We start from the raw sequence: 11,515 nt of genomic DNA, 5'->3' as shown, positions 1-11,515 counted from the left end.
GGATCGGGCCGAGCCAACTCGGCCAAAATAGATCACTCATATCTTAAGTTGTATTTTTCCAGATGCCTTGGCGATGTCAACTCACTTCCCAGCGACAAGGCGTCGCCGGTGAGCGGCCTCAGGAATACGGATTGATCAGCTTCTGTTGCTCGGCACTGTGCTGCACGAGCATGTCGATGAAGGTCCTGACCTTCGCCGACAGATGATGGCGGTGCGGATAGACCGCGTTCATCGACATCTCGACCGGCCGATATTCGGGCAAGAGCCGAACGAGGTGACCGGCTTCGAGATCGTCCCGAACGAGAAACCCGGCCATCAGGCAGACCGCAGCGCCTTCCAGCGCCACCTTCCGCAACGCTTCGCCGCTGTTGGTGATGAAGCTGCCGGAGACGCGCACCGATGCCGGCGTGCCCTTGCGATCAAGGAAGCGCCAATCGTCGCCGAACGGGTAGTTCAGATGACGGCCGCAATTGTGCGCGCTGAGCTCATCGAGCTTCTGCACGCGACCGTGCCGTTCGAGATAATCGTGCGAGCAGCACAGCACATGGCGCCAGGTCGCGAGGCTGCGGACGATCAGGCTGGAATCGGGCGGCGAGGTCATGCGCAAGGCGACATCATAGCCTTCCTCGATGAGGTCGATCTCGGCTTCGCCCATGCGCAGATCGATCTTGAGCTCCGGATAGGCCGACAGGAGCTTCGCCACGACAGGCGCGACGAACGGCACCATGTGCGTGGCGACGTGGACGCGCAACGTGCCGCGGGGCACCGACTGCAATTCGCTCGCGATATCGTCGGCCTGCTCGAGATCGGCCAGGATCTGGGTCGAGCGGTCGTAATAGGCCTTCCCGATCTCGGTGAGGCTCACCTTCCGCGTGGTGCGGTTGAGCAGGCGCACGCCGAGCCGGTCCTCCAGCGCCTGCACGTGGTTGCTCACCATGGTCGTCGACATGTTGAGCCGGCGAGCGGCGGCGGAAAAGCCGCCGTTTTCAACCACTTGGACGAACGCAGTAAGGCCGGTGAAGCGATCCATGGCTCCGATTATCCGTTCCTGCTGGATAATGCTTCCATAAATTCAGAGATTATCACAACGAACGGGACAGCACATCTTGCAGATACCAGCGGCGCACCGTTCAGACGGGCGTCCGGGAAATCCGAGGATGCCATGTCGAACGCTTCTTATGCCCCTGAAACAAATGGAAAAATCAGCCTGCACCCGTCCCGTCAGGCGATCAGGCGAGCGGCGATCGGCCTGGCGCTGGCGATCGGCGTCGCGGTCGCCGGCGACTACGGCTACGACTACCTGAAAACCGGCCGCTACCTGGAATCCACCGACGACGCCTATGTGAAGGCGGATTCCACGATCATCGCGCCGAAGGTCTCCGGCTACATCGCCAAGGTGCTCGTCGCCGACAACGAGAGGGTCAGGGCGGGCCAGACGCTGGCCAGGATCGACGACCGCGACTTCAGGACCGCGCTCGACCAGGCCAAGGCCGACGTCGCCGCCGCCGAAGCCTCGGTGCGCAACATCGATGCCCAGCTCGAACTGCAGCAACCGGTCATCGAGCAGAGCACGGCGGATGTCGCTGCGGCCGACGCCAATCTGAAATTCGCGCAGGAGGAGCGCGCCCGCTACGACGACCTGATGAAGTCAGGGTCCGGCACGATCCAGCGTGCGCAGCAGACCGACGCGGCGCTGCGCGCCAGCAGCGCGCAAGCGCAACACGCGAAATTCGGCCTTCTGGCCGCACAGCGCAAGATCGACGTGCTCACCACCCAGCGCGCGCAGGCCACCGCTCAGCTCGCGCGGGCCCGCGCGGTCGCGCAGCAGGCGGCGCTGAACCTGTCCTACACCGAGATCAACGCGCCGGTTGATGGCACGGTCGGCGCCCGGAGCTTGCGAGTTGGGCAATACGTCCAGGCCGGTACGCAATTGATGGCGGTGGTGCCGCTCGACGCGGTCTATGTCATCGCGAACTTCAAGGAGACCCAGCTCACGCATGTGCGGCCGGGACAGCCGGTCGAACTGCACATCGACAGCTTCCGCGACAAGACCCTGCGGGGTCATGTCGACAGCCTGTCGCCGGCAAGCGGGCTCGAATTCGCACTGCTGCCGCCTGACAACGCCACCGGCAATTTCACCAAGATCGTGCAGCGCGTCCCCGTGAAGATCGTGCTCGACGACCACAGTCTCGCCGGCCTGCTGCGCCCGGGCATGTCGGCGGTGCCGACCGTGGACACCAAGCAGGCCGTGCTGGCCGCGCGCGAAACGGCCAAGCGCCTCGCCGACAACACCTCCCGCGCGCACGGGGGTTGAAGCCATGAGCACGCTACAACCGACCGTCGACGCTGCTGCCGGCCTCTCCGCCCCCGCTGCGCCCGCCGCGCCGGCGGTGTCCGCAAGAACCTGGATCGCGGTGATTGGCGCCACGCTCGGCGCCTTCATGGCGGTGCTGAACATCCAGATCGTCAACGCCTCGCTCGCGGACATCCAGGGCGCCATCGGCGCCGGCATCGACGACGGCGGCTGGATCTCGACCTCCTATCTGATCGCCGAGATCGTGGTGATCCCGCTGTCCGGCTGGCTGGCGCAGGTGTTCTCGATCCGAATCTATCTTCTCACCAACGCGATCCTGTTCCTCCTGCTGTCGGCGGCCTGCGCGCTGGCACAGGATCTGTCGCAGATGATCGTGCTGCGTGCCGTCCAGGGATTCACCGGCGGCGTTCTGATCCCGATGGCATTCACGCTGATCATCACGCTGCTGCCGCGCGCAAAACAGCCGGTGGGCCTGGCGCTGTTCGCGCTGTCCGCGACGTTCGCCCCCGCGATCGGCCCGACGATCGGCGGCTATCTCACCGAGAATTTCGGCTGGGAGTACATCTTCTACGTCAACCTCGTCCCCGGTGCGGTCATGGTCGGCATGCTCTGGTACGCGCTCGAGGCCAAACCGATGAAGCTGTCGCTGCTCGCTGAGGGCGACTGGGCCGGCATCATCACCATGGCGATCGGGCTATCGGCGCTGCAGACCGTGCTGGAGGAAGGCAACAAGGACGACTGGTTCGGCTCACCTTTCATCGTCAAGCTCTCAGTGATCGCGGCCGTCGCACTGACCGCCTTCCTGGTCATCGAGTTGACGGTGAAGAAGCCGCTGCTCAACCTGCGCCTGCTGGTCCGCCGCAATTTCGCGTTCGGCATGCTCGCGAACTTTCTGCTGGGTATTGCGCTGTACGGCTCGGTGTTCATCCTGCCGCAATATCTGGCGCGCATCCAGGGCTACAACGCCGAGCAGATCGGCATGGTGCTGGCATGGACCGGATTGCCGCAATTGGTGCTGATCCCGCTGGTGCCGCGCCTGATGCAGAAATTCGATGCGCGGCTCGTGATCGGAATCGGCTTCGTGCTGTTCGCAGGCTCGAACTTCATGAACATCACTATGACCAGCGACTATGCCGCCGACCAGCTGCTGTGGCCCAATGTCGTCCGCGCGATCGGCCAGGCGCTGGTGATGGCACCGCTGTCGGCGGTCGCAACCGCGGGCATCGAGCCGGAGAATGCGGGATCGGCCTCCGGGCTGTTCAACATGATGCGCAATCTCGGCGGCGCCGTCGGCATCGCGCTGCTGCAAACGGTGCTGACCAAGCGCGAGCAATATCACTCCAACGTGTTGACGCAATCGGTGTCGGTGTTCGAGCAGGCGACGCGGACGCGGCTGGAACAATTGACGCAATATTTCGTCAATCACGGCATCCTCGACCACGCGGACGCCGCGCATCGCGCCTATGTCGCGATCGGACATACCGTGCAGAAGCAGGCTTACATCCTCGCCTTCAGCGACACTTTCTATCTGCTCGGCATGGCGCTGATCGTGGCTTTGGTTGCCGTCCTCTTCCTGAAGAAGCCCGGCCAGACCTCGGCCGGCGGCGCCCACTGACGTCAACCCCACCAGCAAGGAGAACGACCATGAAGCCCCGCATGAATTTCTATCAGGCCGCCCCTGACACGATGAAGGCGCTGATGGCACTGGAGGAGCAGATCCAGTCTACCGGTCTCGAGAAATCGCTGATCGAGCTGGTCAAGATCCGGGCCTCGCAGATCAACGGCTGCGCCTTCTGCATCAACATGCACACCGAGGACGCCCGCAAGCGCGGCGAGACCGAGCAGCGCATCTACCTGCTCGATGCCTGGCGCGAATCTCCGCTCTATTCCGACCGCGAGCGCGCGGCGTTGGCCTGGACTGACGCGGTGACGCTGATCTCGCAGACCCACGCGCCCGATGATGTCTACGAGCAGGTCCGCGCGCAGTTCTCCGAGGAGGAGACGGTGAACCTGACCATGCTGATCGGCGCCATCAACGCCTGGAACAGGATCGCGATCGCGTTCCGCGCGGTTCATCCGGTGAAGGTGAAGGCGTCGGCGGCGTAGGCCCCAGCGAAGGTGCCGTAAGGTGGGCAAAGCCGCACTTGCGACGTGCCCACCATCTTTTCATGGTCGCAAGAATGCGTGGGCACGCTTCGCTTTGCTCACCCTACGATAGCTGCCTATGCGGCCTAAACCGCCGTCGCCTTGGCGAACTCCACGTAGATTTCGCGCAGGCGCGTGGCCATCGGGCCCGGCTTGCCGTCGCCGATTTTCTTGCCGTCGATCGCAACCACCGGCTGGACGAACAGTGACGCCGAGGTGACAAAGGCTTCCTTCGCAGCGAGCGCTTCGGCGACGGTGAACGAACGTTCCTCGACGCGGAGCTGGCGCTCTTCGGCGAGCGCCACCACCGCCTTGCGGGTGCAGCCCGGCAGGATCGCGTTGGAGTTCTTGCGGGTCACGATGACGTCGTCCTTGGTGAGGATGAACGCCGAGGACGAACCGCCCTCGGTGACGTATCCATCCTCCAGCATCCAGGCCTCGCCCGCGCCGGCCTCGGCGGCGGCCTGCTTGGCCAGGACCTGCGCGAGCAGCGCCACGCTCTTGATGTCGCGGCGCTCCCAGCGGATGTCCGGCACCGTAATGACGTTGATACCCGTCTTCGCCGCGGCGGCGTTGATGATGTCCTTCTCCGAGGTGAACATCACAAGGCTCGACTTGACGTCGCCCTTCGGAAACGGAAAGTCGCGGCCCTTGTCGGCGCCGCGCGTCACCTGGAGATAGACGAGACCGTTCACGAGCTTGTTGCGCGCGATCAGCTCCTTCTGCAGCTCGGTGATGCGCTCGACCGTCTCCGGCAGCTTAAGCTTGATCTCGCCGACCGAGCGCTCCAGGCGGGCCAGATGCGAGGCGTTGTCGACCAGCTTGCCGTCGAGCACGGCCGAGACCTCATAGATGCCGTCGGCGAACAGGAAGCCGCGATCGAGGACCGAGATCTTGGCATCCGAGAGCGGGACGAATGAGCCGTTGACGTAGGCGAGCGGGTCCAAGGCAGGTCTCCTGGGGACTGAAATGGGGAATTGGCGCGCTTATACGCCAGTTAGAAGGACGGATCACCCTCTATTCGTCTTTCCGGGGCGTTGCGAAGCAACGAGCTATGGTGCGCAATTGCGCACCTGAGAATCCATCTCGCTACGCGTACGCGGCCTGATGGATCCCGGGTTCGCGCTTCGCGCGCCCCGGGACGACGACCGGTCAGTGCGACAGGATCTTCGACAAGAACTTCTGCGCGCGGTCGCTGCGCGGCTTGCCGAAAAAGTCTTCCTTTGCCGCGTCCTCGACGATCTCGCCGCGGTCCATGAAGATCACGCGATTGGCCACCTTGCGGGCAAAGCCCATCTCGTGGGTGACGACCATCATGGTCATGCCCTCATGAGCGAGGTCCACCATGACGTCAAGCACCTCGCTGACCATTTCCGGGTCGAGCGCGGAGGTCGGTTCGTCGAACAGCATGACGATCGGATCCATGGCGAGCGCACGGGCGATCGCAACACGCTGCTGCTGGCCGCCTGACAGATTCGCGGGAAACTTTTGCGCCTGCTCCTTGAGGCCAACGCGGTCCAGCAGCTGCATGCCTTTCGCCATCGCCTTGTCGCGCGACCGGTTCAACACCTTCTCCTGCGCGAGGCAGAGATTGTCGATGATCTTGAGGTGCGGGAACAACTCGAAATGCTGGAACACCATGCCGACGCGCGAGCGCAGCTTCGGCAGATTGGTCTTGGGATCATTGACCTTGGTGCCGTCGACGCTGATGTCGCCGCTCTGGAACGGCTCGAGCGCATTGACGCATTTGATCAAGGTCGACTTGCCCGAGCCCGAGGGGCCGCAGACCACGACGACCTCGCCCTTGGTGACGCTGGTCGTGCAGTCGGTCAGCACCTGGAAGCTCGGCGTGTACCATTTGTTGACGTGGCTGATTTCGATCATGAGCGGGGAGCCCTAGCGAATGATGGCGATGCGCGCCTGCAGGCGGCGGACGCCGAAGGACGCGATACAGGAAATGGTGAAGTAGACCACGGCTGCGAACAGGTACATTTCGACGAGGCGCCCGTCGCGCTGCGCCACCTTGCTCGCCGCACCCAGGAAGTCCGTGATCGACAGGACGTAGACCAGCGAGGTGTCCTGGAACAGCACGATGGTCTGCGTGATCAGCACCGGCAGCATGTTGCGAAACGCCTGCGGCAGCACGACGTAGCGCATGGTCTGGGCGTAGGTCAGTCCGAGCGCACTGGCCGCGGACGGCTGGCCGCGCGAGATCGACTGGATGCCGGCGCGCATGATTTCGGAGAAATACGCCGCCTCGAACATGATGAAAGTGATGAGCGAGGATGCGAACGCGCCAACGCTGATCGGACGCGAGGCGCCGGTCACCCACTGCCCGATATAGGGCACCAGGAAGTAGAACCAGAAGATCACCAGCACCAGCGGCAGCGAGCGCATGAAGTCGACATAGACCCCGGCGATGCGGCCAAGGATCTTGAAGCCGGAGAGCCGCATCAGGGCGAGCGCCGTGCCGAAGATAAGGCCGCCGAGGGCCGCGAGGCCCGTCAGCGTCAGCGTGAACGTCATGCCCTCGTAGAACAGGTAAGGCAGCGCGCGGCGGATGACGTCGAAATCGAGATTGGCGAACATCGCTTATTTCCCCGTGATGTAGCCGGGGATCGCGACCCAGCGCTCGAGGAAGCGCATCGCGGTCACGACAACGGCATTGACGAGGAGATAGAGGATCGTCGCGGCGGTGAAGGCCTCGAACACCTGGAACGAGAATTCCTGCATCGAGCGCGCCTGTCCGGTCAGCTCGAGCAGACCGATGGTGATGGCGACCGCCGTGTTCTTGATGGTGTTGAGAAACTCGGAGGTCAGCGGCGGCAGGATGATGCGGAACGCCATCGGCAGCAGCACGTAGCGATAGCCCTGCGCGGTGGTCAGGCCCAGCGCCGTTGCCGCCATCTTCTGCCCGCGCGGCAGTGAACCGATGCCGGCCTGCAGCTGCACGGCGACGCGCGCCGACATGAAGAAGCCGATGCCGATTGCCGCCGTCCAGAACGGCGCCTTCGGCAGCTGCTTCAGCCAAGTGCCGGCGCCTTTTGGCAACAATTCCGGCAGCACGAAGAACCACAGGAAAAGCTGCACCAGCAGCGGCATGTTGCGGAAGAATTCGACGTAGGCGAAGCCGAACCAGTTCGCCCCCTTCGACGGCAGCGTGCGCATCACGCCGACGAGCGAGCCGGTGATCAGCGCGATGACCCAGGCCAGCGCCGCGGTCTTGAGGGTCAGCACCAGGCCCGACAAGAGCATGTCGAGATAGGTGCCGGTGCCCATCGGGTTCGGCTGGAAAAAGATTCCCCAGTTCCAGTTATAGTTCACGTGTCCCCCGCGCGAACGCGCCAGTTATGGATGTCCCGGCGCCTATGCAAATGTCCGGCCACCCCTGTGTCAAGAGTGGCCGGACATGATTCCTATCGAAAGATCGAAGTTATCTTACTTATAGTCGTCCGGGTTCGGCGAGTCCAAGGGCTTGGCGAACTCGTTCTTCAGCTCGGCCGAGATCGGCGTGTTGAGGTTCAGCCCCTTCGGCGGGACCTTCTGGGTGAACCACTTGTTGTAGATCTTCTCGGCCTCGCCCGAGGTGTAGAGGGCAGCCGTCGCAGCATCTACCACCTTCTTGAAGGCCACGTCATCCTTGCGCAGCATGATGCCGTAGGGCTCCGGCTTGGAGAACGCGTCCTTGGAGATGGCATAGTCATCCGGATTCTTCGAGCCAGCGACGAGGCTCGCTAGCAAAATGTCGTCCATGACGAAGGCGACCGCGCGGTCGGTCTCGACCATCAGGAAGGCCTCGGCGTGGTCCTTGGCCGGGATGATGTTGGCGCTGAGCTTCTTCTCGACGTTGGCCTCGGTGAGCTGCTTGATATTGGTGGTGCCGGCGGTCGAGACCACCGTCTTGCCCTTGAGGTCGTCGATCGACTTCAGGCCGCTCGACTTCTTGAAGACGTAGCGGCTGGCGGTCAGATAGTGGGTGTTGGTGAAGGCGACCTGCTTCTGGCGCTCGGCATTGTTGGTGGTCGAGCCGCATTCGAGGTCGATGGTGCCGTTGGCCATCAGCGGGATGCGGGTCGCCGAGGTCACCGGGTTGAGCTTGACCTCGAGCTTGTCGAGCTTGAGCTCCTTCTTCACGGCGTCGACGATCTTGTAGCAGATGTCCATCGCGAACCCGACGGGCTTCTGGTTGTCATCCAGATAGGAGAACGGGATCGAGGAGTCGCGGAAGCCGAGCGTGATGGCGCCCGTGTCCTTGATGTTCTTCAGCGTTCCCGTGAGTTCCTGGGCCATCGCCGGCCCGGCGGACAACGCGCCAGCAAGCAGACAGAAGCTTATCCGACGGTATTTCACGAAGTTCTCCCTCTTTTGGTTATTGACTGACGATACTTCAGCGACTCGATCTCGAAGGCCTGGCAGGCGATTTGACCGGTCCTTTCGCAACCTTCCCCGTACGCCCGTCTGCGGCATGGGCCGCATTATTCCTGCGCAATTCGGACCAAAAGAGATTTAGCGATCGCTGGCTATTCGTCCGGTCCTTGAATGCGACTAAAGATAGCGGCAACGCCCACTTGTTGCCCCCGATGGCCGCCAATCCCTTGTGGCCATGCGCCGCGGCGGTACCTTCCGTAAGCCAGGCGACGCCGCGTCCGGCCAGCGCCATCTCGCATAGCACATCGGACATGTCGCTTTCGATCAGCCGCTGGCCGGTGATCGGGGCATTCTCCAGGATGAGATCGACCAGGCGCGCGAAATAGACACCGGGCGAATACATCAGCAGCGGCACCGGATGCGACGCCTTGCCCGGCAGCGATATGCCTCCCCTGGCGGCCAGCGCCTCGCTGACATAGGGCCGCAAATACTCGGTGCCGAGGCTCACGCGCTCGTAGCGATCCGGATCGAGATGGATCGGCTGCTGAGCGTGGTGATAGCAGATCATCAGGTCCGCGTTGCCCGACACCAGCGAGGTGACGAGATCATGGATGTTGCCGACCACGACCGAACAGCTCATGCGCCGCTCGGCGGACCAGGCTTGCCACCACTGCGGCAGCTGCGCCGTCGCCATGGCGAACGGCAGTGCGATCCTGATGTGCTCATGCGAGCGCAGCGGCTTGCCGCCAAGCTCGTCGCGGCTGTCTAGCATCTGCCGCAGCAATTCCCCGGCATGCTCGCGAAAGCGCTCGCCTTGCGGCGTCAATTGCGTCGGATAGACGCTGCGATCGATCAGATCGAAGCCGAGCCAGGCCTCCAGCGACTTGATGCGGCGGCTGAACGCCGCCTGCGACGTGTTGCGCCGCTCGGCCGCACGGGTGAAGTTGCCGGTCTCGGCCACCATCAGAAAATCCTGCAGCCAGCGCAGTTCCATCACGCGACCTGTCTTGATGCCGGACGCTGCGGCGGGTTCCCCGCGATACCCTGCTCCCGACGGCGCAGAACGGCGCGCGTCGACCGGCCATGCTTGCTGCCACGGTATTGGTTGCCCCATGGCGCGCAACCTAGCGAAGCGGCATATGGCCCGACCAATGCAAGCTTTGCATCAGGGCCTTCCGACGCCGATTCCCGCCCAATCCCCTTCAAATCCCAGCCTTTCATGCGCCGATCCGCATTCGCCCGATGCCGCCCGACTGCTTCAGCGTGCTACGGCGGGGTCCATCATGCAAGTTTTGCATGATGCAGACATGGCATCGCCGGGGGCGATCAGGCCGCCCTAGGTTGGCGGCCGCAACGCCACTCCTCGTCCCGATCGGCTCTGTTGCCGCATCGGGCGACAGTCCAGAATGAGTCCTTACATGAAAATCTGTGTCCTCGGCGCCGGCGTCATCGGACTGACGACGGCATGGTGCCTCAGCGAGGCCGGACATGACGTGATCATCGTCGACCGCCATGCCGAGACCGGCGCCGACGCCAGCGCCGCCAACGGCGGCCAGCTGTCCTATGCCTTCGTGACCCCGCTGGCATCGCCTGCGACACTGTTGAAGCTGCCCTCGCTGCTGGTCGCCAGAGACTCGCCGATGCGTATTCGCCCCGGCCTCGATCCGCATCTGATATCCTGGGGCGTTCGCTTCCTGCTCGCCTGCCGCTCGGCCGCCGTGCGCGACACCGTTGCCGCGCAGCTCGCGCTTGCCGCCATCAGCCGGGACGAATTGACACGCCTGTCGCAGACGCTCGATCTCGCGTTTGGATTGCGAACCGCCGGCAAGCTGGTGCTGTTCCGTTCGCCCAGCGAATTCGACGCCGCACGAAGCGCCGTCACCGGCAAGGCCGGTGCTGATAATGCGCAGCAGGTGCTCACGCCGGCCGAGTGCCTCGCACTGGAGCCCGCGCTCAAGCTCGGAGCACGCGAACTCGCCGGCGGCATTTTCACCGCCTCCGAACAGGTCGGCGATTGCGCCGCGTTCTGCGCCGCGCTTGCCGACCGCCTGACACAGCGAAACAATGTCGAGTGGCTGCTCGACACGCCCGTGACCGGACCGGTCCGGTCCGGCGGCCGTCTTGTTGGCGTGGACACCGCTAAGGGACGCGTGCAAGCTGACCGCTTCGTTCTCTGCATGGGAGCATCCTCGAGCGCCTTTGCAAGAGCTTGCGGATTCTACCTGCCGATCTACCCGGTCAAGGGCTACAGCATCACGCTGCAGCCCGCGGGCGAAGTCAGCGCGCTTCGCCACAGCGTCACCGACTTCGAACGCAAGCTGGTGTTCGCGCCGCTCGCGCGCGACGAAGGCACGGCGATCCGGGTTGCCGGGATCGCCGATCTCGACGGCAACGATGCAAGCCTCGATCCGGGCCGTCTCGACATCCTGCGCCGCGCGGCGGCGAAAATGCTGGGGATGGCGACTGACGGCGACGTCGAGCCATGGTGCGGGCTACGCCCAATGACGCCCGATAGCCGGCCGATCATCGGGTGGTCGCCGCTCTCCGGGCTGTTCATCAATTCGGGCCACGGCATGCTCGGCTGGACGCTGGCCTGCGGCAGCGCCCGCCTCACCGCTGACCTGATCGACGGCAGGCCGGCGGCGATTGAAGCCGGCGCGTTTGCGGTGCGGCGCGCGGCGTGACGGT

General features: G+C 63.8%; 11 protein-coding genes. 4 read left to right on the top strand and 7 right to left on the bottom strand.

Features of this window, described 5'->3' with window-relative positions:
• Positions 1–118: 118 nt before the first annotated feature.
• The gene (locus ML401_RS05230) at positions 119–1,030 is read right to left on the bottom strand and encodes a LysR family transcriptional regulator (protein WP_194405981.1); all 912 of its coding nucleotides are present in this window, start codon (positions 1,028–1,030) and stop codon (positions 119–121) included.
• Positions 1,031–1,162: 132 nt separating this feature from the next.
• Here ML401_RS05230 and ML401_RS05225 point away from each other — a divergent pair, with 132 nt between their 5' ends.
• From ML401_RS05225 to ML401_RS05215, 3 genes are read left to right on the top strand one after another with little or no spacing between them, the layout of a single operon-like run.
• Positions 1,163–2,314: an HlyD family secretion protein gene (locus tag ML401_RS05225; RefSeq protein ID WP_285810367.1), complete on the top strand. Its 1,152-nt coding sequence runs from the start codon at positions 1,163–1,165 to the stop codon at positions 2,312–2,314.
• Positions 2,315–2,318: 4 nt separating this feature from the next.
• Positions 2,319–3,929 carry an MDR family MFS transporter gene (locus tag ML401_RS05220; RefSeq protein ID WP_285810366.1) on the top strand — a complete coding sequence of 537 codons (1,611 nt, stop codon included), beginning with the start codon at positions 2,319–2,321 and terminating at the stop codon, positions 3,927–3,929.
• Between the two features lie 29 nt (positions 3,930–3,958).
• Positions 3,959–4,420, top strand: a complete 462-nt coding sequence (locus ML401_RS05215; protein WP_285810364.1) for a carboxymuconolactone decarboxylase family protein — start codon at positions 3,959–3,961, stop codon at positions 4,418–4,420.
• A gap of 125 nt (positions 4,421–4,545) precedes the next feature.
• Here the strand turns inward: ML401_RS05215 and ML401_RS05210 are convergent, their stop codons facing one another.
• The 6 genes from ML401_RS05210 to ML401_RS05185 all read right to left on the bottom strand — a co-directional run bounded on the left by ML401_RS05210 (position 4,546) and on the right by ML401_RS05185 (position 9,821).
• On the bottom strand, positions 4,546–5,406 hold the full coding sequence (locus ML401_RS05210) for a D-amino-acid transaminase (protein WP_285810361.1): 861 nt from the start codon (positions 5,404–5,406) through the stop codon (positions 4,546–4,548).
• A gap of 205 nt (positions 5,407–5,611) precedes the next feature.
• Entirely contained in the window at positions 5,612–6,343 is a 732-nt protein-coding gene (locus ML401_RS05205; protein ID WP_259215680.1) for an amino acid ABC transporter ATP-binding protein, read from the bottom strand.
• A 12-nt stretch (positions 6,344–6,355) separates the two neighbouring features.
• On the bottom strand, positions 6,356–7,048 hold the full coding sequence (locus ML401_RS05200) for an amino acid ABC transporter permease (RefSeq protein WP_194405976.1): 693 nt from the start codon (positions 7,046–7,048) through the stop codon (positions 6,356–6,358).
• A gap of 3 nt (positions 7,049–7,051) precedes the next feature.
• Complete coding sequence (locus ML401_RS05195) at positions 7,052–7,783, bottom strand: amino acid ABC transporter permease (protein ID WP_285810358.1); 732 nt, start codon at positions 7,781–7,783, stop codon at positions 7,052–7,054.
• 114 nt (positions 7,784–7,897) lie between these two features.
• On the bottom strand, positions 7,898–8,749 hold the full coding sequence (locus tag ML401_RS05190) for an amino acid ABC transporter substrate-binding protein (RefSeq protein ID WP_285812631.1): 852 nt from the start codon (positions 8,747–8,749) through the stop codon (positions 7,898–7,900).
• 97 nt (positions 8,750–8,846) lie between these two features.
• On the bottom strand, positions 8,847–9,821 hold the full coding sequence (locus ML401_RS05185) for a LysR family transcriptional regulator (RefSeq protein WP_285812630.1): 975 nt from the start codon (positions 9,819–9,821) through the stop codon (positions 8,847–8,849).
• 424 nt (positions 9,822–10,245) lie between these two features.
• Between ML401_RS05185 and ML401_RS05180 the strand changes: the two genes are divergently transcribed.
• Entirely contained in the window at positions 10,246–11,511 is a 1,266-nt protein-coding gene (locus tag ML401_RS05180) for a D-amino acid dehydrogenase (protein WP_285810356.1), read from the top strand.
• Positions 11,512–11,515: the final 4 nt, after the last annotated feature.

The organism is Bradyrhizobium sp. 62B, from assembly GCF_030272265.2.
GTDB lineage: Bacteria > Pseudomonadota > Alphaproteobacteria > Rhizobiales > Xanthobacteraceae > Bradyrhizobium.
The sequence above is the reverse complement of the archived record's forward strand: the minus strand, read 5'-3'. Positions and strand labels throughout refer to the sequence as shown.

Coding starts and splice junctions, on each gene's coding strand:
- ML401_RS05230 (WP_194405981.1), bottom strand. CDS start 1,030: ATGGATCGCTTCACCGGCCTTACTGCGTTCGTCCAAGTGGTTGAAAAC.
- ML401_RS05225 (WP_285810367.1), top strand. CDS start 1,163: ATGTCGAACGCTTCTTATGCCCCTGAAACAAATGGAAAAATCAGCCTG.
- ML401_RS05220 (WP_285810366.1), top strand. CDS start 2,319: ATGAGCACGCTACAACCGACCGTCGACGCTGCTGCCGGCCTCTCCGCC.
- ML401_RS05215 (WP_285810364.1), top strand. CDS start 3,959: ATGAAGCCCCGCATGAATTTCTATCAGGCCGCCCCTGACACGATGAAG.
- ML401_RS05205 (WP_259215680.1), bottom strand. CDS start 6,343: ATGATCGAAATCAGCCACGTCAACAAATGGTACACGCCGAGCTTCCAG.
- ML401_RS05200 (WP_194405976.1), bottom strand. CDS start 7,048: ATGTTCGCCAATCTCGATTTCGACGTCATCCGCCGCGCGCTGCCTTAC.
- ML401_RS05190 (WP_285812631.1), bottom strand. CDS start 8,749: ATGGCCCAGGAACTCACGGGAACGCTGAAGAACATCAAGGACACGGGC.
- ML401_RS05185 (WP_285812630.1), bottom strand. CDS start 9,821: ATGGAACTGCGCTGGCTGCAGGATTTTCTGATGGTGGCCGAGACCGGC.
- ML401_RS05180 (WP_285810356.1), top strand. CDS start 10,246: ATGAAAATCTGTGTCCTCGGCGCCGGCGTCATCGGACTGACGACGGCA.